General features: G+C 66.9%; 22 protein-coding genes. 18 read left to right on the forward strand and 4 right to left on the reverse strand.

The genetic code is table 11. The annotated features are described in order from the left end of the window. Window positions 1–80 precede the first annotated feature (80 nt). Both CAL12_RS04645 and CAL12_RS04650 read left to right on the forward strand, forming a co-directional pair. Window positions 81–1,085, forward strand: coding sequence for a Bug family tripartite tricarboxylate transporter substrate binding protein (locus tag CAL12_RS04645; RefSeq protein ID WP_232464707.1), 1,005 nt, complete (start codon window positions 81–83; stop codon window positions 1,083–1,085). Between the two features lie 13 nt (window positions 1,086–1,098). After that, the gene (locus CAL12_RS04650; protein ID WP_086063420.1) at window positions 1,099–2,478 is read left to right on the forward strand and encodes an MmgE/PrpD family protein; all 1,380 of its coding nucleotides are present in this window, start codon (window positions 1,099–1,101) and stop codon (window positions 2,476–2,478) included. A gap of 48 nt (window positions 2,479–2,526) precedes the next feature. Here CAL12_RS04650 and CAL12_RS04655 read toward each other — a convergent pair whose 3' ends face one another. Beyond that, window positions 2,527–3,549 carry a ketopantoate reductase family protein gene (locus CAL12_RS04655; RefSeq protein ID WP_086063421.1) on the reverse strand — a complete coding sequence of 341 codons (1,023 nt, stop codon included), beginning with the start codon at window positions 3,547–3,549 and terminating at the stop codon, window positions 2,527–2,529. Between the two features lie 156 nt (window positions 3,550–3,705). On the opposite strand from CAL12_RS04655, the gene CAL12_RS04660 reads away from it, so the two are divergent. From CAL12_RS04660 to CAL12_RS04670, 3 genes are all read left to right on the forward strand, one after another. Next, on the forward strand, window positions 3,706–4,926 hold the full coding sequence (locus CAL12_RS04660) for a helix-turn-helix domain-containing protein (protein ID WP_086063422.1): 1,221 nt from the start codon (window positions 3,706–3,708) through the stop codon (window positions 4,924–4,926). A 46-nt stretch (window positions 4,927–4,972) separates the two neighbouring features. After that, window positions 4,973–5,599: a Vgb family protein gene (locus tag CAL12_RS04665; protein WP_086063423.1), complete on the forward strand. Its 627-nt coding sequence runs from the start codon at window positions 4,973–4,975 to the stop codon at window positions 5,597–5,599. Between the two features lie 312 nt (window positions 5,600–5,911). Further along, window positions 5,912–6,364: a GNAT family acetyltransferase gene (locus CAL12_RS04670; RefSeq protein ID WP_086063424.1), complete on the forward strand. Its 453-nt coding sequence runs from the start codon at window positions 5,912–5,914 to the stop codon at window positions 6,362–6,364. 32 nt (window positions 6,365–6,396) lie between these two features. Here the strand turns inward: CAL12_RS04670 and ptrR are convergent, their stop codons facing one another. Continuing rightward, window positions 6,397–7,284: a putrescine utilization regulator PtrR gene (ptrR, locus tag CAL12_RS04675; protein ID WP_086063425.1), complete on the reverse strand. Its 888-nt coding sequence runs from the start codon at window positions 7,282–7,284 to the stop codon at window positions 6,397–6,399. Window positions 7,285–7,439: 155 nt separating this feature from the next. Between ptrR and CAL12_RS04680 the strand changes: the two genes are divergently transcribed. The 3 genes from CAL12_RS04680 (at window position 7,440) to CAL12_RS04690 (ending at window position 10,212) form a co-directional block, all read left to right on the forward strand. Further along, on the forward strand, window positions 7,440–8,822 hold the full coding sequence (locus CAL12_RS04680) for an aldehyde dehydrogenase family protein (RefSeq protein ID WP_232464709.1): 1,383 nt from the start codon (window positions 7,440–7,442) through the stop codon (window positions 8,820–8,822). 124 nt (window positions 8,823–8,946) lie between these two features. Next, on the forward strand, window positions 8,947–9,636 hold the full coding sequence (locus CAL12_RS04685; protein WP_086063427.1) for a helix-turn-helix transcriptional regulator: 690 nt from the start codon (window positions 8,947–8,949) through the stop codon (window positions 9,634–9,636). Between the two features lie 168 nt (window positions 9,637–9,804). Next, window positions 9,805–10,212, forward strand: coding sequence for a VOC family protein (locus tag CAL12_RS04690; protein WP_086063428.1), 408 nt, complete (start codon window positions 9,805–9,807; stop codon window positions 10,210–10,212). A 10-nt stretch (window positions 10,213–10,222) separates the two neighbouring features. Here the strand turns inward: CAL12_RS04690 and CAL12_RS04695 are convergent, their stop codons facing one another. After that, complete coding sequence (locus CAL12_RS04695) at window positions 10,223–11,749, reverse strand: methyl-accepting chemotaxis protein (protein WP_086063429.1); 1,527 nt, start codon at window positions 11,747–11,749, stop codon at window positions 10,223–10,225. A 211-nt stretch (window positions 11,750–11,960) separates the two neighbouring features. Here CAL12_RS04695 and CAL12_RS04700 point away from each other — a divergent pair, with 211 nt between their 5' ends. The 7 genes from CAL12_RS04700 (at window position 11,961) to CAL12_RS04730 (ending at window position 19,196) form a co-directional block, all read left to right on the forward strand. Further along, window positions 11,961–12,659 carry a GntR family transcriptional regulator gene (locus tag CAL12_RS04700; protein WP_086063430.1) on the forward strand — a complete coding sequence of 233 codons (699 nt, stop codon included), beginning with the start codon at window positions 11,961–11,963 and terminating at the stop codon, window positions 12,657–12,659. A 104-nt stretch (window positions 12,660–12,763) separates the two neighbouring features. Beyond that, on the forward strand, window positions 12,764–13,738 hold the full coding sequence (locus tag CAL12_RS04705) for a Bug family tripartite tricarboxylate transporter substrate binding protein (RefSeq protein WP_232464710.1): 975 nt from the start codon (window positions 12,764–12,766) through the stop codon (window positions 13,736–13,738). 58 nt (window positions 13,739–13,796) lie between these two features. Beyond that, complete coding sequence (locus tag CAL12_RS04710; RefSeq protein ID WP_086063432.1) at window positions 13,797–15,173, forward strand: MmgE/PrpD family protein; 1,377 nt, start codon at window positions 13,797–13,799, stop codon at window positions 15,171–15,173. 8 nt (window positions 15,174–15,181) lie between these two features. Beyond that, entirely contained in the window at window positions 15,182–16,162 is a 981-nt protein-coding gene (locus tag CAL12_RS04715) for a D-2-hydroxyacid dehydrogenase family protein (protein ID WP_232464711.1), read from the forward strand. A 63-nt stretch (window positions 16,163–16,225) separates the two neighbouring features. Further along, on the forward strand, window positions 16,226–17,164 hold the full coding sequence (locus tag CAL12_RS04720; RefSeq protein WP_086063434.1) for a LysR family transcriptional regulator: 939 nt from the start codon (window positions 16,226–16,228) through the stop codon (window positions 17,162–17,164). Window positions 17,165–17,297: 133 nt separating this feature from the next. After that, window positions 17,298–18,359, forward strand: a complete 1,062-nt coding sequence (locus tag CAL12_RS04725; RefSeq protein ID WP_157792887.1) for a Bug family tripartite tricarboxylate transporter substrate binding protein — start codon at window positions 17,298–17,300, stop codon at window positions 18,357–18,359. Between the two features lie 24 nt (window positions 18,360–18,383). Then, window positions 18,384–19,196 (forward strand): amidohydrolase family protein, encoded by an 813-nt coding sequence (locus tag CAL12_RS04730; RefSeq protein WP_086063436.1) that lies wholly within the window; start codon window positions 18,384–18,386, stop codon window positions 19,194–19,196. Between the two features lie 31 nt (window positions 19,197–19,227). On the opposite strand, the gene CAL12_RS04735 is transcribed toward CAL12_RS04730, so the two are convergent. After that, window positions 19,228–20,739, reverse strand: a complete 1,512-nt coding sequence (locus CAL12_RS04735; protein ID WP_086063437.1) for an FAD-dependent monooxygenase — start codon at window positions 20,737–20,739, stop codon at window positions 19,228–19,230. Between the two features lie 237 nt (window positions 20,740–20,976). On the opposite strand from CAL12_RS04735, the gene CAL12_RS04740 reads away from it, so the two are divergent. From CAL12_RS04740 to CAL12_RS04750, 3 genes are all read left to right on the forward strand, one after another. After that, window positions 20,977–21,489, forward strand: coding sequence for a DUF1993 domain-containing protein (locus CAL12_RS04740; protein ID WP_086063438.1), 513 nt, complete (start codon window positions 20,977–20,979; stop codon window positions 21,487–21,489). A 140-nt stretch (window positions 21,490–21,629) separates the two neighbouring features. After that, on the forward strand, window positions 21,630–22,307 hold the full coding sequence (locus CAL12_RS04745; protein WP_086063439.1) for an HAD family hydrolase: 678 nt from the start codon (window positions 21,630–21,632) through the stop codon (window positions 22,305–22,307). Window positions 22,308–22,326: 19 nt separating this feature from the next. Beyond that, entirely contained in the window at window positions 22,327–23,247 is a 921-nt protein-coding gene (locus CAL12_RS04750; RefSeq protein ID WP_086063440.1) for a 2-deoxy-5-keto-D-gluconate 6-phosphate aldolase domain-containing protein, read from the forward strand. The last annotated feature ends 52 nt before the right edge of the window (window positions 23,248–23,299 follow it).

The raw sequence follows: 23,299 nt of genomic DNA on the forward strand, positions 1-23,299 counted from the left end.
GACAGGGGGGCCTTGATACTCCCCGCCAACGCCGCCCGCCCACGTCGCCCGCGCAAAACAAGAACTTCACTGGAGATCGAATGAAACCGACAAGCACGATATCGCGCATCGCAGCGCGCGCGGCCGGCATGGGCGTGGGGATCGCCCTGGCGCTGGGCCTGGGCATGCAGTGCGCCCGCGCCCAAACCGACTACCCCACGCACAAAGTCCGCGTCATCGCGCCGCAAGGCGCGGGTGGTGGCGTGGACGTCGTGGGGCGCCTGCTGATGGAGCAGCTATCGCAACGCCTGGGCCAATCCTTCTATATCGAAAACCAGGGGGGCGCCGGCGGCATCATCGGGGCATCGGATACGGCGCGCGCCACGCCCGATGGCTATACGCTGATGATCGCCTACGTGGCCACGCATGGCACGAATCCGGCGGTGCGCAAGACGCCTTATGACGCGGTGAAGAGCTTCACGCCGATCGCGATGATAGGCGGCACCGCCAACATGCTGCTGGTCGGCCAGCATCTGGATGTGAAGACCCTGAAGGACTTCGTGGCCTATGCCAAACAGAATCCGGATAAGCTCAGCTACGGCACGTCGGGCAATGGCACCTTGAACCACCTTGCCATGGAGCAGTTCAAGCACGTGGCGGACTTCAATGACCTGTCGGTGCCGTACAAGAGCATGAGCGAGGCGCTGACCGACGTGATCGGTGGCCGCGTGCAGACGGTGTTCCCGGGCGTCGCGGCGGGATTGCCCGCGGTGAAGTCGGGCCGCGTCACGCCGCTGGCGGTCACGGGTGAAAAGCGCCAGGCCGTGCTGCCCGACGTGCCTACCTTCCAGGAGCTGGGCTATCCGTCCATGCAGGCACTGACCTGGTACGGCGTGGTCGGACCGGCGAAGATGCCGCAGGCGATCACCGACAAGCTCAACGCCACCATCAACGACATTCTGAAGTCGCCAGATTTCCAGCGGAAACTTGAGCAGATCGGCATCGAGCCCATGCCCATGACGCCGCCGCAGTTCGGCGACTACATCGCCAGGGAAGTGCGCACCTGGACCCAGGTGGCGCACGACAGCAAGATCAGCATCGATTGACACAGGAAAGACCATGTCCAAGGAAAGCAGGAACCCGGAAGTCTCGATATCGCAACGCCTGGCGCGTGGCATCCTGGCGGCGGAGCCGCAGAAGACCGCCGGCGCCCGTGAGGTCGGCCGGCGCATGTTGCTGGATATCGTTGGCATCTGCATCGCCGCGCGAGACCAGAACTATGTCGAGGCTGCCATGGCCGCGATCGACGGCGACGGCCCCTGCACGGTGCTGGGCCATGGGCGCCGCATGGGGGCGGAAGGCGCGGCCTTCGTCAACGGCATCGCCGCGCATGGCGAGGATTTCGACGATACCTTCGAGGGCGGGCCCGTGCATGCCGGCGTGGTGATCGTGCCGGCCTTGCTGGCGGCCGCCGAACGCCACGGGCTTTCCGGGCAGGACTTCCTGCGTGGCTTGGCGGTGGGGTCGGAACTGATGTGCCGCCTGTGCGCGGTGGCGCCGACCAAGGTGCACAAGGCGGGCTTTCATCCGACGGCGGTGTTCGGCGTGATGGGCGCGGTGGCCGGCATCGGCGCGGCCTTGAGACTGACGGAACGGCAACTGGTCGATGCCTTCGGCATCGCCGGCAGCATGGCGTCGGGCATCATCGAATACCTGTCCGATGGATCGTGGACCAAGCGCATGCATCCCGGCTGGGCGGCGCAGTCGGGCTATCGGGCGGTGCGGCTGGCGCTGGAAGGCTTCAAGGGGCCGCGCACCGTTTTCGAGGGCACGCACGGCCTGTTCCACGGCTTCGCCAATACGCTGGACGGTGACTTCGACGCGATGATGGCGGATTTCGGCCAGAAGTGGATCTGGGAAACCATCGCGTTCAAGCCCTACGCCTGCGGCACCATGTGCCACCCCTACATCGATTGCGCGCGCGAATTCGGCAAGCTGGGCATCGATCCCGCGTCCATCGTCAGCATCGAGTGCGAGGCCGCCGAAGGCGTGCTGCATCGCCTGTGGGAGCCGCTGGACCAGAAGCGCTCGCCGCCGAACGGCTACGCGGCCAAGTTCAGCGTGCCGTATGCGATCGCGGTGGCGATCGTGCGGGGCGACGCGGGACTGCGCGAGTACGACGATGTGATCGTCAAGGACGCCGCCATCCTGGGCGTGGCGTCCAAGGTATCGTACGTGGTGGATCCCCAGAATCCCTATCCCAGGCAGTTCACCGGGCATGTGCGCGTCAAGCTCGATGACGGCAAGGTGCACGAGTTCCGGCAGGGGTATTTCAAGGGCGGCGCGGAACATCCGCTCAGCGATGAGGACCTGACGCGCAAGTTCCAGGCGAACTGCGCCTATGGCGGGCTGGGCGAGGCGGAAGCGCGCGCGCTCCTGGCGCATATCGATGGCGCCTTCGAGCGGCCCACCGTGGATTTTGCGCAAGCGAGGCGCTAGTCGTCCGTCCCGGCCGCCATGGGCATGATGGCCATGACGACGCCGACGTCACGCGTCGGGCATGCGCAGCGACCGGTCCAGCCCACGCATCAGCGGCAGGACGCCGTCGATGCGCGGGCAGCGGATGCCGGCTTCGCGGGCAAAGGCCTGCGACTGTCCCAGGATGGCTTCCACTTCGGTGGGGCGGCCGGCCAGGGCGTCCTGCAGCATGGATGGCCGCGTGCCGCCTGTCGGGGCGCCGCCACTGTTCCCACCGCTAGGGCGGCGGCGCAGGGCCGTGTGCGCCTTCTCGGCCTGGTCAGCGACATCGCTGCCTTGCGCCGCCGCGATGGCGACCAGTTCTTCGATGATGCCATCGCCGATGGCCAGCAGTTCCGGATCAGCGGACAGGTGGTTGGAGGGCAGGCGCGTCAGGGCGCACAAGGGGTTCAGCGCCGCGTTCAGCATCAGCTTGGCCCAGACCTCGCGGCGCAGGTCGAGCGAGGCCTCGCCGCCCAGGCCGGCCTGCGTCATCAGGTCCACCGTGGCGCGCAGGCGGGCGCTATCCGAGTTGTCGGGCTCGCCCACGATCCAGCGGTTCGCGCCGGTGTGGCGCACCACGCCGGGCTCGATGACCTCATTGGGCGCGTACACCACGCAGCCCAGCACGCGTTGCGGCGTCAGCGTGTTCCACAGTGTGCCGTCCGGGTCCAGCAGGGGCAGGGGGCCAGGGTTGGGCTGGCCGTGCTTCCACCACCACGTCAGGCCGTTGGTGACGAAGACGGCATGGCCTTCGGGTTTGAGCAAGGCTGCGATCGCGCCGGCCGTGGCGGGCAGGGCACAGGCCTTCAGCGTGACGAAGACGATGTCCTGCGGCGGCAGGTCCGCCGGCCGGTCGACCGCGCGCGCCGGGCGGGCGACGATATCGCTGCCGTTGGAAATCACGCGCAGGCCATGCTGCCGGATCGCCGCCAGTTGCGCGCCGCGGGCGATCACCGATACATTTGCCTGGTCGCCGGCCGCCAGGTTGGCCGCCAGGTGGGCGGCCATGAAACCGCCTATGGCACCAGCGCCGAATACGCAAACATCCATCTCTGCTGCTCCCGGCGCGTGCCGCGCGGTGGTTGACGAGGGGGCGACGCGGCCGGTGGACGAAGGCGGGAACGGATACCCGACGCCGGCGTCAGCCGCAAGCTGCGCAGCATAGCACCGCCTTGTGCAGGACAGGGCAGACCCAATGGAAACGCAATGGACCGCCTCATCACCTCGGCTGCCCGCGCGCTGGCGGCCGGCGACGCGCTGGGCGCGCTGAACTGCGTGGCGCTGCGGGAAGACCCGCAGGCGCTGGCGCTGCGCGGCATCGCCATGGCGCAGCTGACGGAGTTCGCGCGTGCCCGGCCGCTGCTGCGGCGGGCGGCCCGCGGGTTCGGCGCGCGCAACGCCCTGGCCCGCGCGCGCTGCGTGGTCGCGGAAGCGGAAATCGCGCTGGTATCGCGTGACCTCGCCTGGCCGGAAAAGCCTTTGCATGCCGCGCTGGCGGTGCTCGAAGCCAGCGGCGACCGCATGAATGCCGCCCATGCACGTCATCTGCATGTGCGCCACCTGCTGCTGCTGGGCAGGCTGGGCGACGCGGAACAGGCCATCGCGGCCATCGATACCTCGGCCATGACCCCCGCATCGCGGGCGGCGCACGAACTGGCCGTGGCTGGCATCGCCATGCGCCGGATACGCGCGAAGCCGGCGCGCGAGGCGCTGGCGCGGGCCGAACGCGCCGCGCGCAACGCCGGCATTCCTGCCTTGGCGGCCGAGGTGGAAACGGTGGCGCGCGTGCTGGAAGCGCCGGCCGCGCGCCTGCTTGTCCGTGATGGCGAGCGCCTGTTGCGCCTGGAGGAAGTCGAGGCGCTGCTGCGGTCGTCCACCTTCGTGGTCGACGCCTGCCGCCACGCCGTGGTGGAGGGTAACGTGACGGTGCCCTTGGCCACGCGGCCCGTATTGTTCTCGCTGGCGCGACTGCTGGCCCAGGCGTGGCCCGGCGACGTCTCACGCGACGTCCTGATCGAGCATGCCTTTCGCACGCGGCACGGCGACGATACGCATCGCGTGCGTCTGCGCGTGGAGATAGGCCGGCTCCGCAAGGCGCTGCGGGGCCTGGCGGATGTCGCGGCTACGCCGCGCGGTTTTGCGCTGGTCCCACGGGCGGGGCGGGATGTCGCGGTGCTGGCGCATCCCGTCGACGAGCCACACGCGGCCTTGCTGGCCCTGCTGTCGGACGGCGAGTCCTGGTCCAGCTCGGCCTTGGCGATGGCGTTGGGCACGAGCCAGCGTACGGTGCAGCGCGCACTGGAAGCGCTGGCGGCGCGCGGCCAGATCCAATGCCTTGGCCAGGGCCGCGCGCGCCGATGGGCGGCGCCGGCGCCGCCCGGTTGCACGACAACCTTGTTACTCCCGTATCCCTTGCTGCCTGATTAGGATGAAGGCTCGCAAACACGGATGTACTTCGACAAGGACTCAAGCCATGAACAAGCCAGCAGAAATCATTCGCGAACTTGGACCCTTCCCCGGTGTGTCGGCCGTGCACGGCCTGACCTTCGATGGGCGGCACGTATGGTTCGCATCGGGCGACAGGCTGAATTGCGTGGACGGCGAAAGCGGCGCGACGCTGCGGACGATAGCGGTGGAAGCCAATGCCGGGACGGCGTTCGATGGCGAGCACATCTACCAGATCGCCGGGGAACGCATCCAGAAAATCGACCCGCGAACCGGCCAGGTCGCCGGGTCGATTCCCACGCCGGCCACGGGTTGTTCCGGCATGGCCTGGGCCGAAGGCTTCCTGTGGGTGGCCCAGTACCGCGAACGCAAGATCCACCAGGTCGACCCCGCGACCGGCAAGGTCCTGCGCAGCATCGAATCCAATCGCTTCGTCACCGGCATCACCTGGGTGGATGGCGAGCTGTGGCATGGCACCTGGGAAGACGACGCCAGCGAGATCCGGCAAATCTGTCCGGAAACCGGAAAGGTGATCCAGCAGCTGGACATGCCGGCGGGCATCCACGTTTCCGGCATGGAATCCAATGGCCGCGACCTGCTGTTCTGCGGCGGCGGCCCCAGCGGCAAGGTACGCGTCGTACGCCGGCCCGGTTAAGACTGTGTTGCCGTGTTGCCGCATCCGGGCAAGCTGCGGTACGCTGTCGCCTTTGCTGACGAGCCCGCCCGCGCGAGCACACATGCACGTACGCATTCCCGGCCCATCCGCCATTTCCGCTTTCCGACGAATCACTCGACGCCGACGTTGAGTGGTTTCTCGCTGTCCGGTCGCTGATCATCGAATATCCAGCGATCAACCTTGAAGGCCACGACATCCCTCGTGGCCTTTTTTGTTTTCGAGTGCGCTTCCCGGCGCGGCCAAGGGTGATGTCCTCTCCGGCCTTCGCTTTTACGCTGAAGGAGCGCAAGCATGCATTACCCTGACTTCCATATCCGGCCTTACCAGGATGGCGACGAAGCGGCCGTCATCCAGCTTTGGCGGGCCTGCGGCCTGACGCGGCCCTGGAACGATCCGCGCAAGGACATCCAGCGCAAGCTGACGGTGCAGGCGGAATGGTTTCTGGTCGGCCTTGAAGACAACCGCGTCGTGGCCTCGATGATGGCCGGTTACGACGGCCATCGGGGCTGGATCAACTACCTGTCCGTCGACCCGGCCTGCCGCAAGCGCGGCTACGGCAAGGCGCTGGTCGAAGCGGCGGAACAGCGGTTCATCGCCGCCGGTTGCCCGAAGATCAATCTGCTCATACGCGGCGACAACGTCCAGGTCCAGGACTTCTATCGCGGCCTGGGTTTCACGCAGGATGACGTGGTCAGCTACGGCAAGCGCCTGATTCCCGATACGCAGGAGCAGGCGCAAGGCTGAGGGCGGCAGCGGTACGCTGGCCGCCGGCGCGCTCACGCGGCCTGTACGTCCTGGGCGGCCTGCCGGTGTTCCCGGAGCATGGCGGCGAAGGCATCCAAGGCGCGCGAGGCGGTGTCCCGGCGCCAGACCAGCCAGGTCTGCAGCACCGAGAACCTGCCGTGCATGGGCCAGGCCGCCACCGACAGATATCCAGGCATGCTTTCCAGCATGGCCCTGGGGATGACGGCCAGGCCGCCGCCGGCGCTGACGCAGGCCAGCATGGTGTGGTACGACTCGATCTCGCGCACCTTGCCGGGGATGGCCTTGTCCTCGGCGAACCATTTCTCGAAGTGGTGGCGGTAAGAGCAGTTGTCGCGGAACACGTAGATGGTGTCTCCGGCCGCATCGCGACCGCGCCGTACCGGGGCGTGCTGTGCCGGGGCGATGATGACCATTTCCTCGTCGAAGACCGGGATGCCGTCGATGGCGGGGTGCTTGATCGGACCGTCGACGAAGGCGGCGACCAGGCGGCCTTCCAGCACGCCGTCGATCATCGAGCCGGACGGGCCTGTCGAGAGCTCCAGCTCGACGTCCGGATGGCGGGCGTTGAAGCGGGCGAGTATGACCGGGATGCGGACCGCGGCGGTGCTTTCCAGCGAGCCCAGGGGGAAGCTGCCGGCGGGTTCTTCGCCCGATACCGCGCTGCGTGCCTGGTCGACCAGGCTGAGGATGTTCTTCGCGTAGCCCAGGAAGTTGCGGCCCGTCGCCGACAGCCGCAGCCGGTTGTTTTCCCGGATGAACAGGTCCACCCCGAGGTCGGCTTCCAGCTGCTTGAGCCGGGTGGTCAGGTTGGACGGAACCCGGTGTATCTGTTCCGCCGCGGCGGCGATGCTCTGATGCTGCGCGACCGCGCAGAAGATTTCCAGCTGTACGAGGTCCATGGTTCTTCCTGCGGGCGACGTCGCCCTGGCGTCTGCCGGCACTATATCCCGATCCTCTCGAAATGAGAGCGTTTTGTTCATGAATATTCAGTTTTTGAGAGTCTTCCGCCGTCGTATCCTGGCGGGCGTCTATTGCTGATTCCAGGATGCCCTCGATGTCGAACCCCACGCACGCCATCTCCATCAACCCCGCCACCGGAGAAGAAATCGGCGCCTACCCCTACGACACGCAGGCCGTCCTGCATGCCGTGCTGGACCGCGCGGCAAGCGCCTTCGGTACATGGCGCCTGACGTCGGCGGCCGATCGCTGCGCGATGCTGAAGCGCCTGGGCGAGGCGCTGCGGGCGGACATCGATCGCCTTGCCGGCATGATCACGGCGGAAATGGGCAAGCCCATCGCGCAGGCCAGGGGCGAGATCGAGAAGTGCGCCGCCACCTGCGCCTGGTACGCTGAAAACGGCGCCCGCATGGTCGCCCCCGAACCCACCAGCGTGGAGAACGACGCGGCCTGGATCGAGTTCCGGCCGATCGGGACCGTGCTGGCGGTGATGCCCTGGAACTTTCCCATCTGGCAGGTCATACGCAGCGTGGTGCCGGCGCTGGTCGCGGGGAATACCTATGTCCTGAAGCACGCGCCCAACGTCATGGGCAGCGCCTACCTGTTGCGCGAGGCCTGCGCCCGCGCAGGGCTGCCCGATGGCGTGTTCCAGGTGGCCAATCTGTCCAACGACCTGGTGTCCGAGGCGATCGCGGACGACCGCATCGCCGCCGTCACGCTGACCGGAAGCGTCAGGGCGGGCGCCGCGATCGGCGCGCAAGCCGGCCAGGCGCTGAAGAAATGCGTGCTCGAACTGGGAGGCTCCGATCCCTTCATCGTGCTGCCGGATGCCGACCTGGACGAAGCCGTGCGGGCCGCCGTCTTGGGGCGGTTCCAGAACACCGGGCAGGTCTGCGCCGCGGCCAAGCGCTTCATCGTCCATCGCGAGGTGGCCGATGCGTTCACCGAACGCTTCATCGCGGGCGCCAAGGCCCTGGTCGTGGGCTCGCCCACCGATGCTGCCACCTACATCGGCCCGATGGCGCGCTTCGACCTGCGCGACGAACTCCACAACCAGGTGCAACGCTCGATGCGGGAGGGCGCCGAGCTGCTGCTGGGCGGCCGCAAGCTGGACGGGCCGGGCAACTTCTACGAACCCACCGTGCTGGCCAATGTGACGGCCGGCATGACCTCGTTCCGCGAAGAGATGTTCGGCCCAGTGGCGTCTATCATCCGCGCGGACGACGCGGATCACGCCTTGGCCCTGGCCAACGACAGCCAGTTCGGCCTGACGGCGACGGTCTATGCGGGCGACCCGCAGCTGGCTCGCCGGCTGGCCGCCAGGCTGGAAGTCGGCGGCGTATTCATCAACGGCTATAGCGCCAGCGATCCCCGGGTGGCCTTTGGCGGCGTCAAGAAGAGCGGCTTCGGCCGCGAACTGTCGCACTTCGGCGTCCGTGAATTCTGCAATGTGCAGACGGTCTGGCTCGACCGGAAGTAGCCGCTGCCTTTCCGCCCGGCTTCGGACTTTTGGGCAGGAATTGCGTGGAAATTGACAGTCCGGAAGGTCTGCCGGGCGGCATAATTCCGTCCAATGATCAACGTCACCGGAAGCGATCCGCGCAATGTCCCGCGCCCAAAGGCTGCTCGACCTTCTGCAGATCCTGCGCAGCCACCGTTACCCGGTGAGCGGCGCGCTCCTGGCCGGACAATTGGGCATCAGCCTGCGCACCCTGTATCGCGATATCGCGCTGCTGCAGGAGCAGGGGGCGCATATCGAAGGCGAGGCCGGCGTGGGCTATGTGTTGCGGCCGGGCTTCCTGTTGCCGCCCCTGATGTTTTCCGAAGAGGAAATCCAGGCGCTGGCGCTGGGATCGCGCTGGGTGTGGGAGCATGCCGACAACCAGCTGGGACAGGCGGCGCGCAACGCCCTGGCGAAGATCGCGGCAGTGCTGCCCGCCGACCTGCGGCACGATTTCGACGACGGTACGCTGTTCGTGGTCCCCGGCGAGCAGGTGGCGGATACGACCGACGTCGCACTGATTCGCGAGTCGATCCGACGCGAGCGCAAGCTGCGCATCGAGTATCGGGACGAGCATGCGGCCGAAACGGCGCGCGTGATCTGGCCCTTCGCCCTGGGGTTCTTCGATCGGGTGCGCATCGTGGCCGCATGGTGCGAATTGCGCCAGGGCTTCCGGCACTTTCGGACCGACCGCATCGTGGCCCTGGCGGCCCCGGGCGACCGGTATCCGGAGCGGCGGCAGTCGCTCATGAAGACCTGGCGGCAGATGATGTCCACCGCCACGCCGGAATGACTTCCTGTTGACCTTCCATCGGCGCACGGCTGGCGCCGATGGCGCCGATGGTGCAGCCAACGCTGCTGACAAATTCTGACAGTATGGCCGGATAGGCTATCGCACCGCGCCGACAAGCGAAGGCGCCGCGCGAGGCTACCGTTCGGCCGATGAAACGAGGAAAGCGCTATGCCACACCCAAACTACGTTCTGCTTTTCGTCGAAAACCCCATCCTCAGCGCGGCGTTCTATGCGTCGCTGCTGGATTGCAAGCCGATGGAAGCTTCGCCGTCCTTCGCCCTGTTCGAATTGTCGTCAGGCGTCCGCCTGGGCCTGTGGTCGCGGCGCGATGCCGAGCCCATGGTGATCTCGCGTGGTGGCGGTTGCGAGCTGGGTATACCGGTGGACGACGACCAGGCGCTGCACGCCATGTACGCCAACTGGAAGGAACGCGGCCTGGCCATCGTGCAGCCGCCTACCGATATGGATTTCGGGCGCACCTTCGTGGCGCTGGATCCGGACGGCCACCGGCTGCGCGTGTTCCGGCTGGGCGCGACCAGCGTCAGGCGTGTCGAGGACGAGGCCATCGCCGCGTGACGCGCCTCTCTCAAGCCGTGAGCAAAGGCGCGTTGGCGGCTTGCAACCCATACGAGTCGGTATAGGTCGATTCGGCTTCCTCGTCGGACATCGCTTCATGCACGCGCATCGCTTCCGCGCTGTCGTACAGCTTGAACGCACCGATCGCTTCCAGCAACTGCGCGGCCTGGCCCTGCAGCGAGGCCGATGCGGCGGCCGCGGTGCCTACCAGCGCGGCATTCTGCCCCGTCAACTGGTCGATCTCCGCCACGGCGGCATTCACTTCATCGATCCCGGCGCGCTGAGTCTGGCTGGCCTGGCCGATCTCCGCGACGATGGTCGCCACGCGCTCGACGCTTTGGACCATCTCGCCCATGACCGCGGCGGCATCGTCGGCCTTGCGCGCGCCGTTGTCGGTCTTGTCCAATGACGCGGTGATCAGCCCGCGAATATCCTTGGCGGCGGTGGCGCTGCGCTGGGCCAGTGCACGCACTTCGGACGCCACCACGGCAAAGCCGCGGCCGCTTTCGCCGGCGCGGGCCGCTTCCACCGCGGCGTTCAGGGCCAGGATGTTGGTCTGGAATGCGATGCTGTCGATGAGGCCGGTGATTTCCGAAATCTTCTGCGCCTCCTGGCGGATTTCGCCCATGACGCCGGCTACTTCGGTCACCGCCTGGCTGCCGGTCCCCGCGACCTGACGGGCGGCCACCGCCAGCTGGGCGGCGGTGTTCGCATTGGAAGCATTGTTGTGGACGTTGTCGGCCAGCATTTGCATCGACGCCACCGTGCGTTGCAGGGAGTCCGCCTGCGTGCGGGTGCGCTGTTCCAGTTCCGCATTGCCCTGCGTCAGTTCGCGCGTCGCGCCGGACATGGCCAGCGCGTTCACGCGCACGTGGTTCAGGGTGCGATGGACCGCGTCCATCGTGTTCTTGAAGGCGCCGGCCAGCTCGCTGTTCAGGTCCAGGCGGCCGAAGCGCAGGTCGAACACGCCGGCTTCACGGCCCAGGTGCGCGCTCAGGCGGGCGAGTTCTTCCGCCGCGACCGCGTCCTTCTCCATGCGCCAGGCGAGCCAGCCCAGCGCGCCGGCCTGGACCACCAGATAGGCCGCGTGCAGGGCGACGATGCGCAGTCCCGGCTGCGTGAAGCAGGACACGCTGTAGCCCCACTGCTGCAGGAAGTTGAAGGACACATGGTGGATCGCAATAACCACCGCGGCACAGGCGATGGGCCGCCAGTCCCGGTAGGCCAGCAGCAGCGACAGCAGCACGAACACGCCGAAATGCATTTCCGTCATGCCGGAAAGCAGGTGGATCTGCAGGGCGGCGAACACCATGAGCGCCGTGGCCACCGTCAGTCGCGTGAACAGCCGCGAAGGCAGCCAGACGATCAGCAAGGTGGGCAGCAACACCGCCGGCACGCCGACCGCCAGTGCGGAGGTCCAGCGGCCATACTGCGGCGCCAGGCACAGGGCGATGATGAACAACGCCCATAGCAGGGGCAGCATGGCCCGGTCGACCCGGCGGTAGGAGGCTTCGAGCAATAGAGCGGTGTCTCGCATGGGCGTGTCCTGGAAACGGCAAAACTCACGAACCCCGCAATTTAAATCAGTTTGTGAATACTTGTCGCAGAAAATTTCTCTCTTGGCCGAAATATTCACTTTTCATGGGGGAAGGAGGCTCGCGCCTGGGAGGCCGCGGCCAAAGATAGCAGTGGCGCTCGCCTTGTCTAATCGTATACGATTAGACAAACGGCAATATCGGACGAGCTCCATGGACTGGTTGTCTTCCCCCGTCGGGCAGGAAAGCTTCGAGGAAATCAAGAACACCTCGCTGGGCAAGCTGGTGCGCGACCGCCTGCTCAGCCAGATCCTGGCCGGCGAGTTCGAGCCCGGGCAGCCGCTGCGGGAATCGGAGCTGGTGGAGCGCCTGAAGGTCTCGCGCGTCCCCGTGCGCGAAGCGCTGCGCGAGCTGGAAAGCTCAGGCATGGTGGTGTCCCGCAAGCACTCCGGCGTATATGTGCGCGAGCTGACCGATGCCGAGGTCGCGGATCTCTATCAATTCCGATCGCTGCTGGACAGCCATGCCGGCCGCGCCGCGTCGCGCTTGCCCGCCGACCGCCGCCAGGGCCTGGTCCAGGCGCTGGAGCCCTGCACCGAGGCCATGGATGCCGCCATCCGCGAAGCCAATCCGCAGGCCTACTACCGCGAAAACCTGCGCTTTCATTGGCTGTTCATCGAATACGCCGGCAATCGCGAGATCGCCAAGACCTATCGCGAGGTGATCCAGAAATTGCACCTGGCGCGGCTGAAGAACCTGTCGTCCGAACCGCATCGCGAGCAATCCAACGCGGAGCACAAGCAGATCGTCAAGGCCTTGCGGGAATCATGCAGCGCGGCGCAGGCCGAGGACTGCGCGCGCCTGCTCGCCGATCACGTCATCAACGCCCACGATCGCCTGTCGGCCATGTGAGGGCGCATCGCCGCGGCGGCCCGGCTGGGCTGGCAAGCGGCGCAGATAAAGGAATTCCATCTCGACCCGTGTGGAAGTTCTACCCAGAAAAAAGGAGACATACCGTGAATCGTCGTTCATTCCTGCTAGGCGCGGGCGCGACCGCCCTGAGCCTGCCTTACGCGTCCTTCGCCGCGTCCAAGTATCCCGACCATCCCATCACCTACATCGTGCCGGTGGCGCCGGGCGGCGGCAGCGATTACGTGGGCCGCGCCACGACCGCGGCCTGGGGCAAGGACCTGGACGCCAATTTCGTCGTGGAAAACCAGAGCGGTGGCGGCGGCGTGATCGCCTGCCAGAAGACCATGCGCGCCAAGCCGGACGGCTATACGCTGATGCAGGGCTACGTCGCCACCCTGGGCACGAGCCCGGCGACGCGCAAGGTGCCTTACGACCCGATCAAGGACTTCACGGCGGTGGGCATGATAGGCGGCACGCCCAACGTGCTGGTGGTCAGCGCCAAGCTGCCCATCAACAACCTGAAGGAATTCATCGCCTACGCCAAGGCGCACAGCAATATGAACTACGGGTCGGCCGGCGCCGGCTCCCTGACCCACCTGCTGATGGAACTGCTGCAGCAGCAGGCCGGGACGAAGATGGTGCACATCGCCTACAAGGGCATCGCACCGGCATTCACCGACCTGCTGGGCCAGCAGACCCAGGCCATGTTCCCGGGCCTCGCCGCGGCGGTGCCGCACCTGCGCTCGGGCGCCGTGCGCGCCATCGCCCTGACCGGCGACCAGCGCAATGCCGGGTTCCCCGACGTGCCTACCTTCAAGGAACTGGGCCTGGCGGGCTTCGACGACGTGCTCCAGTGGTACGGCGTGTCGGGCCCGGCCGGCATGGATTCGGGTATCGTCCAGACCTTGAATACGTCGCTGAACAAGGTCCTGAAGGACCCGGCGCTGGCCAAGCAGCTGGACACCGAGGCCATCATTCCCATGCCGATGTCGCCCGCGCAATTCGCGGCCTACGTCAGCAAGGATTTCGAACGCTGGTCCAAGCTGGCGAAGGCGCAGAACATCAGCCTGGACGCATGAACGCCAGCCGGCGGCCCGGCCGCCACGGATTCCCCATACCTTCAACCTAGAGAAAAGCATGGCCCTGAACACCAAGATCGACGCCGATCACAATGCCCCGCCCGTCACCCGCACCCTGGCGGAATACGTCGTCAACCATCCTTCGCGTGGCTGGAGCGACGAGGTCGACCACGAGGCCCATCGCACCTTCATGAACTGGCTGGGCTGCGCCGTCGGCGCGGCGCACCACGAAGCCGCGCTGGCCGCGCTGCACGCGGTGCAGGTGCTCAAGCCGTCGGAGCAGGCCACCATCCTGGGGCGCCGCGAACGCGTCGACATCGCCAGCGCGGCGTTGATCAACGGCATCACGTCGCATACCTTCGACTTCGACGACACGCACCTCAAGACCATCATCCATCCCGCCGGGCCGGTGTGCTCGGCGGTGCTGGCGCTGGCCGAACTGACGGGCGCGAGCGGCCGCCAGATCATCGATGCCATCGTCATCGGCATCGACGTGTCGTGCCGCATCGGCAATATGGTTTATCCGCAGCACTACGATCGCGGCTGGCACATCACCGGCACTACGGGCGGCTTCGGCGCGGCGGCGGCATGCGCGCGCCTGATGGGACTGAGCGTGGACCAGACACAGATGGCGCTGGGTATCGCGGCATCGCAGCCGGTGGGGCTGCGCGAGCAGTTCGGCACGATGACCAAGCCTTTCCATCCCGGCGGCGCCGCCAAGGCCGGCCTGATGTCGGCGTTGCTGGCCCGCGAAGGCTTTACGTCCAGCAAGCGCGCCATCGAAGCGCCGCGCGGGTTCGCGCAGGTGGCGTCGACCAAGTTCGATTGGAACGAGATCACCGACGAGCTGGGCAAGCGGTTCGAGATTTCCTTCAATACCTACAAGCCTTTCGCCTGCGGCATCGTGATCCATCCCAGCATCGACGCGTGCGTGCAACTGCGCGGCAAGGGTGTGACGCCGGAGAACCTGGAGCGCATCGATCTGCGCGTGCACTCGCTGGTGCTGGAACTGACCGGCAAGAAAGAACCGGCGGATGGCCTGCAGGGCAAGTTCAGCGTGTACCACGGGTGCGCGGCGGGACTGATCTTCGGTCGGGCGTCGGAAGACGAATACGCCGACGATATCGTGAACCGTCCCGACGTGGTGGATGTGCGCCACAAGGTGGTCGCGACGGTGGACGATGCGATCGACGAGGCCAGCGTGGATGCGGTGGCGACGCTGAAGGACGGCAGCAAGGTGCATATCTTCGTCGAACACGCGATCGGTTCGCTACAGCGGCCGATGAGCGATGCAGACCTGGAAGCCAAGTTCAGCGGCATGTCGGACCAGGTGCTCGGCGCCGAGCAGACGCGCCAGCTGATCGCCGCGTGCTGGGACCTGGGCAACGCCCCCGACATCCGCAAGGTCGCCGAGCTCGGGCGTGCAAAAGGATGAACGTCACCGTGGGCCGCTCCAAAATCGTCGTCCTGGATGACTGGGAAAACGCCCTGCGCGAGCGGGTGGACTGGAAGGCGATCGGCGAGCGCGCCGATGTCGTCATCCACAACACCATGCTGCGCGGCGAGGCCCTGGGGGCCGCGCTGCGCGGCGCGCAATGCGTGGTGCTGATCCGCGACCGCACGCCGATGCCCGCGGAGCTGCTGCGGCAGCTCCCGGACCTGCGGCACATCCTGTTCACCGGTACGCGCAATACCAAGCTGGACGTGCAGGCCGCGCTGGACCAGGACATCATCGTCAGCCACACCGAGTGGGGCCCGTCCAAGGCCAGCACCTGCGAGATGACCTGGTCGCTGATCCTGGCCGCCGCGCGCGGCATCCCCGGGCTCAGCCTCACCTCCGAGCGTTCCGCCTGGCGGGATCCGTCCCGCGTCGCCTTCCTGCCCCCGGTGCTGCATGGCCAGCGCCTGGGCCTGGTGGGACTGGGCCAGATCGGCCAGCGCGTCGCGGCGGTGGGAAGGGCGCTGGGCATGGAGGTCGTCACCTGGAGTCCCCACATGACGGCCGCGCGCGCCGCCGAACACGGCGCCCTGTCCGTCAGCCTCGAAGACCTGCTGCGCACGTCGCGGGTGGTCAGCCTGCACTTGGTGCCTTCCGCGCCGACCCGGCAGTTGCTGAATCGCGAACGCCTGGCACTGATGCGTCCGGACAGCATCCTCGTGAATACGTCGCGGGCCGACCTGGTGGATAGCGAAGCCCTGGTCGAGGCGCTGCGCGCGGGCCGTCCCGGATTCGGGGCTTTCGATGTGTTCGATGCGGAACCGCTGCCGCGCGACCATCCCTTGCTGGACCTGAAGAACGTACTGCTGACGCCGCATTACGGGTTTGTGGCCGAGCCGGTCTTCGCGGAGTTCGCGCGCGGCGTGCGCGGCAACCTGGACGCCTGGCTGGCGGGCGAAACCGTGCCCAACCGGGTGACCGCGTAGCCGGCCACCCGCGGCGCCGGGGATCGCGCAGCAAAATCCCCGGCGCCGCGCTTTAATAGCCGCATGCAAATCGATTTCCTGGGCATGCAGGCCTTCCTGGCCATCGTCGAACAAGGCGGCTTCCAGCAGGCCGCGGCGCATCTGTGCCTGTCACAGACCGCCGTCAGCCACCGCATTCGCAAGCTGGAAGCCAGCCTGGGCGTTACCTTGCTGGCGCGTACCACCCGCGACGTCACCCTGACCGACGCCGGGCGGGCGCTGCTGCCGCGCGTGCGCGGCGCCATGCGCGAGTTCGAGCTTTCCTACGATGCCTTGCGGCAGCACAGCAAAACCGCGCCGCAATGGCTGGCCTTCGGCTGCCTGCCGACCCTGGCCGCGCACCGCATCGCGCCCGCGCTGACCCGGTTCCGCGAATTGCATCCGGCCATCGCCGTCCGCGTCTTCGATAACTCCATCCAGGAAATCGCCGAACTCACCCATGCGGAGACCACGCTTTTCGGTATTTCGGTCGCCACGTCCAACCCCTACAACCTGGCGGTGGAGCCCTGGGCCGACGAACCTTTCGTGCTCGCCTGCCGTCCGGATCATCCACTGGCGGCGCACGAGGCCATCCACTGGGACCAGCTGAAAGGCGAAACGCTGATCCGCATCAGCCTGCCCGCCGGCAACAGCACCGCCATCGATGACGCCCTGGGAGGAAGAAGACTGGCCCTGCGCTGGTCCTATGAAACCCAGCATACCGCTGTCGCCCTGAATTTCGTGCGCGCGGGGCTGGGCCTGACCGTGGTGCCGGCGCTCTCCGTCGCGCCGGGCGACGATCTGGCCACGCGGCCCTTGCTGCAGCCCAGCATCTCCCGCAGGCTGGCGGTGCTCACCCGCCGCGGGGCTGTGCTCTCCGAGCCGGCGCGGACCTTGCGCGACCTGCTGGTCGACGCGCTGCGGGCCGGCCTGCCGTCCCATGCCGCCCTGGCCTCGCGCGTGGCGGATGAACCGCACGAATAAATCATCCCAAACAATTCATTTGTTCCCTCACGGTCGCATCCCTAGACTGCTGCTTGACAGCAGGCCGCCGGGCGTAGCGAGTGTTCGTCCCTTACTCGTCCCGACGCGGCACATAACGACAGGGAGACTATTCATGAACCGACACGGCGTGGGCGATACGGGCACCCTGCCTATCCTTGGGGTGCCACAAGGGCGGACGCGGTGGCCGCGTCCGGCGCGCAGGACCCGCTGGCTCGGCGCCGCGCGCGGATTGGCCGGCGGCATGGCGCTGCTGGCCGGCCTGCTGGCGGCCGCGCCGGCCGCCAGCGCCAAATATCCCGAGCAGCCGATCCGCTTCATCATCCCCTTCGGCCCGGGCGGGCTGGCGGACATCTCCATGCGCCTGGTCGCGCAGAAGATGGGCGAGCGCTACGGCGAAAAAATCATCATCGAGAATCGCCCGGGCGCGGGCGGCATCGTCGCCGGCACCGCGACCCTGAACGCGGCGCATGACGGCTACACGTTCATCGCCTTTTCCAACGGCACGGCCATCAGCAAGTCGCTGTTCAAGCTGCCCTACGATCCGGTGAAGGACTTCACGCCCGTCTCGACGGTGGCGTACTTCGACCTGATCCTGGTGACCAAGGCCAAGGGGACGCTGCATTCGCTCGCCGACGTGCTGGCCGAGGCCAGGAAACGGCCCATCGTGTTGGGCACGATCAATCCTGGCAGCACCCAGAACCTGTCCGCCGAACTGTTCAAGTCCACGTCGCGGCTGAACGCCTCTGTCATTCCGTTCAAGACGACCTCGGACGTGGTATCCGCGCTGATACGCGGCGACGTCGACGTCGCGTTCGAATCGTATGCGGCCGTGAAGGGCATCGTCGATTCCGGCCAGATCGTGCCGATCGCGGCGACCGGTACGCAACGGTCGGCCTGGCTGCCGCAGGTCCCCACAGTGCGGGAAAGCGGTCTCGATTACGACGTGACGGGCTGGAACGCCATCTTCGCGGCGAAAGGCGTCCCGGAAGAAGCCGTCAAGGTGATGAACACGCAGTTGAACGAAGTGCTGCAAATGCCCGACGTCAAGCAGCGCTTTCGCGACCTGGGTACCGAGGCCAAGGGCAGCACGCCCGACGAGATCGGCGCGACGCTGCGCGGCGATATCGACAAGTGGGCCAAGGTGATCCAGCAGGCAGGCATACAGCGCCAGTGATCGCCGATGAAAACAGGAGCACACATGAGCAGCACGAACTACCCGCCGGAAGGCCTTCTGGTCGACACCCACGTGCATGTCTTCAAGCAGGACATGCCACTGATCCCGAACCCGCGGCACAGCCCCACGTACAGCTTCACCGTGGAGCAGTTGACCGATGTGATGGACCAGCATGGCGTGCGCTACGCGGTGATCGCCGCGGCCAGCCCCTGGGGAGACTACAACGACTACGTGATCGACTCGGTGCGCGGCAACAAACGCCTGCGCGGCACCATCATCGCCGAGCCGTCGATCGAACGGATGGTGCTGGACCAAATGGATCGGGATGGCATCGTCGGCGTGCGCCTGCCCTTCATCAGCATGCCGCAACTGCCCGACCTGGACAGCTGGGACTACCGCAAATTCCTGCGCCGCCTGGTCGACCTGGACTGGCACGTGCACGTGCATATCGACGGGCCGCGGCTGCCACTGGTACTGCCCTATCTGGAGCGATCGGGCGTCAAGATCGTCATCGATCACATCGGCCGGCCGGATCCGGTCAAGGGCATCGATAGCGACGGTTTTCGCGCCATGGTGGCGTCGGTGGAAAAAGGCCGGACGTGGGTGAAGCTGTCGGGTGCCTATCGCCTGGGTGACTACGCCCTGGGCTGCGCGCAGGAGCTGTGCCGCCGCGTCGGCTACGAAAAAATGTTCTGGGCCAGCGACTGTCCTTTCGTCGGCGGAGAGAAGGACACGGACTATCGACGCGCCATCGATTGGCTGAAGCAGGTCATCCCCGACGACGCCGCGCGCACCCGGGTGTACGGACCCAACGCGCTGGAGTTCTATTTCACCTGAAGACGCGCAGGCGGCGTGCCGTGGGCGACGCTCAGCCGCCCGCTTCCAGGCGCTCCAGCGCGGCGATGATGGTGGCATCGTCGCCCGCGCGCGCGCTGAGCGCCACATAGGCATCCGGTCGGATCAGGTACACGTGGCCGGATTCATAGGCAGGGTCGGCCGCGGCGACGGCGGCCACGGCCAGCGAGCGCGCGCCCTGCGGCAGGTCCACGGCGGGCGCGTCCACCGACAATACCGCGAAGCGCCCGGTGCCCAGCAGGCCATACAGATTGCGGATATCGCTGTTCGTATCGCGCAGGCCGACGTCGGGCGCGCGGTCGCCGGGCAGGGGCATTTCGGCGGCGCCGCGCGGCGTCTGCGTCAGCGGGCTGGCGTCGCGATAGTGCAGGTCCATTTCCGTCAGCTGGTCGACCATGCGCTGGCGCAATCCCGGTATGCGCGACAACGTGCCCGCCGCCAGATTGCGCAGCTCGCGCAGGATGGGATTGCGCAGCAGGGCGATCCTGGTCATATTGCCGGCGTTGCGCAGGACCTGGTTGCCGATGGCGCTGCGCTCCACCGAATAGCTGTCCAGCAGGGGCTCGGCGGCGTGGCCATGCCAGACCATGCCCAGTTTCCATGCCAGATTGAAGGCGTCCTGCATGCCGGTGTTCATGCCCTGGCCGCCGGCGGGACTATGCACGTGGGCGGCGTCGCCGCTCAGGAAGACGCGGCCGCGCCGGTAATGCTTGACCTTGCGTTCGTTGATGCGAAACCCGCTCAGCCAATAGGGGTCGTAGGCGCGCAGCCCATGCGGTCCGCGCGCGTCCAGCACGGCTTGTATCTGTTCGAGGGTGGGCGTGGGCGGGATGGATGCGCCCGTCGTCCCCAGGTCGGCGATCACGCGAAAGCGCTTGTCGCCCATGGGGAAGGCCACCAGCACGCCATCCGGCTTCCAGCAGATCGTCAGCTCGTCCTGCGGCAGGTCCCCTTCCAGATGCACGTCGGCCAGCAGCCAGTCCGAAGGCATGGTTTCGCCCTCGAACTGGCTGCCCAGCGCGTGCCTCACCGTGCTGTGCGCGCCGTCGCAGCCGCACAGATATGACGCGTCCATGGTTTCCTGCCGGCCGTCGGGATGGCGCAGCGTGGCGTTGACGCCATCGTTCCCGTTGTCCTGGAAGGCGACCAGTTCGATCCGGCGCTCGACGCGCGTGCCCAGGTCTTCCAGCTGTTCCTCCAGCAGGCGTTCGGTTTCGCTTTGCGGGATCATCAGCGCGTAGTTGTAGGCGCTGCGCGCGATGTCGAAGCGCACGTGCGCCAGCATCGTGTCCTGGGCGAAGATGCGCGCGCCCCTCGCGCGCATGCCGGCGGCGATGAAAGCGTGGGCGCAGCCCTGTACTTCCAGCAATTCCAGCGTGCGCGACCAGATGACCAGCGCCTTGGACTTGTCGCTGCGGGCAATCGCCTTGTCGATGATGCGCACGTCGACGCCGCGGCGCTTCAGCGCCATCGCCAGGGTCAAGCCGACGGGACCTGCGCCTACGACCAATACGGGGTGGTTCATGGGGTTGCTCCGTGATCCTGGGTATGACCGCTCGATCCGCGCCCGCGGCCGCCGACGCATTATGCCCGTGGCTGGGCGGCTGGCGGAAGCCGCACGATGGCCGCCCTGGCCATTCCCCCGGCTGCCGGCAGGGTTGTCCGTCATGCCGTCATCGCCGGGACGCTACTATGCGCCGATGCACGGCTTGCGGTGTTCATCGTGGACGCCGGCCGTTCCTGTGAACCGGAGTAGACCCTCATGTCCTTGTCGATGTACCAGGCTTCCATCCCCGTTTTTGTCCGCGCGCTGAACGTCCTGAGCGCCTTGCTGGACAAGGCCGAATCGCACGCGGCCGATAAAGGCGTCGACCTCTCGACGCTGGTGAATGCCCGTCTGGCGCCCGATATGTATCCGCTGTCAGGGCAAATTCAGCGCGCCAGCGACACGGCCAAGTTCGCCATCAAGCGCCTGGCCGGCGTGGACGCGCCCAGCTTCGAAGACAAGGAGACGACCTTTGCCGACTTGCGCAAGCGGATCGCCGATACGATCGCCTGGCTGCAGAGCGTGCCGGCTTCCGCCCTGGAAGGCAGCGAAGGCAGGACCGTGCAACTCAGCTTCGGCGAACACAAGCCGTCGTTCCAGGGCGATGCCTATCTGCTGACGTTCGCGTTGCCGAACTTCTTCTTCCACGTCACCACGGCCTACGGCATCCTGCGCCATAGCGGCGTGCCGGTCGGCAAGCTGGATTACCTGGGCTCGTATCCCGCGTGAACAAGCGTTACGGTGACGCGATTGCCGCGCCGTGGCGGCGGGCTTACCATGAACCACCCGAAGTACCGGTATCCGGGTAGCCCGCCGGGGGCGCGTGTCGCCGCGGTGGCCGCCGCCCGGTCCCATGGAGGCCCCACGGCATGCGCGATGAACCCTTAGTCCTGTTCGACGTCGACAACACCCTGTTCGACAATGACGGCATGACCCACGCCCTGGACGAGCGGCTGCGCCGCCTCCTGGGCGACCAGGCCGCGACGCGCTACCGGCAGGTCTACGAGCGGCGCCGCGACGAACTCGGCTACGCGGATTACCTGGGCAGCCTGCAGGCCCTGCGCGAACCCGGCGTCAATGACGCCGAACTGGTGCAGGCGTCCACTTTCCTGCTGGAATATCCCTTCCAGCGCGGCGTGTTCCCCGGCGCGATGGATGCCCTGGCCAGCGCGGGCGATCCCTTCATACTTTCGGATGGCGACGTGGTGTTCCAGCCGCACAAGGTGCGCCGCGCCGGCCTGTGGGACGCCGTGGAAGGTCGCGTGCTTATCCACGTGCACAAGGAAAAAGTGCTGGCGCGTATCGCCGCCGACCACCCCGCGCCGCACTATGTCGTGGTGGACGACAAGCTGCGCTTGCTGGCCGCCATCAAGCAGGCCTGGGGCGACAAGGTGACCACGGTCTTCGTGCGCCAGGGGCATTACGCCCATGACGCCAAGGCCAACGCGGATTACCCGCCCGCCGACATCACGCTCGATCACATCGGCCAGTTCGCCGATGCCGATATTCCCGCCCGGTCCCGCCCATCGCGGGCCCGCGGCGTTTGATCTAACCCAGGAGGCCGCCATGCAACCCGGTTACGAACAAGCCCTGTATCTGCTCCCTTTCGACCACCGGAATTCGTACGTCAAGAGCATGTTCCACTACACGCCGCCGCTCACCGCGGCGCAGCAGGCGCAGGTGGAAGACAGCAAAAACCTGATCTACGAAGGCTTCCTGCATGCGGCCGCCGGCGGCCTGGCCAAGGAGCATGCCGGCATCCTGGTGGACGAGGAATTCGGCACGCCTATCCTGCGGGACGCCCGCAAGCGCGGCTATGTGGTGGCCTTGTCCGTCGAGCGCAGCGGCTCCGACGAATTCCACTTCGAGTATGGCGACGATTATGCGGACCATATCGAGGAATTCGATCCGGCCTTCGCCAAGGTGCTGGTGCGCTACAACCCGGAAGACGACGACGCCATGAACCGCCGCCAGGCGGCGCGGCTGCGCAATCTGTCGGAGTACTGCCGTGGCGCCAATCGCCGCCTGATGTTCGAGCTGCTGGTGCCGGCCACCGACGCGCAGATGGCCAGCGTCGGCGGGGACAAGGACGCCTACGACCTGCGCCTGCGGCCCGACCTGATGATCGAGGCCATGCGCGCGCTGCAGGATGCAGGCGTGGATCCCGACGTCTGGAAGATCGAAGGCCTGGACCGCCGGGAAGATTGCGAGCGTGTCGTGCAGCAGGCGCGGCGCGGGGGCCGTGACCGGGTGGGCTGCATTGTGCTGGGTCGCGGCGCCGACGACGCCAAGGTGCGCATGTGGCTGGAAACCGCCGCGTCGGTGCCGGGCTTCATCGGTTTCGCGGTGGGACGCACCAGCTTTTTCAGCGCCGTTGCCGACTACGAGGCCAAGAAGATCAGCCGTGAAGAGGCGGCCCGGCGCATCGGCACGCAGTACGCGCAGTGGGTCGATATTTTCGAGCGGGCACGGGATTCGGCCGCCTGATCCGGGGGCTGGCCATCCGGGGGCCGGCCATCCGAGGGCCGGCCATCCGAGG

The sequence above is a fragment of the Bordetella genomosp. 8 genome (assembly GCF_002119685.1).
In the GTDB taxonomy this organism is placed as follows: Bacteria; Pseudomonadota; Gammaproteobacteria; order Burkholderiales; family Burkholderiaceae_B; genus Bordetella_C.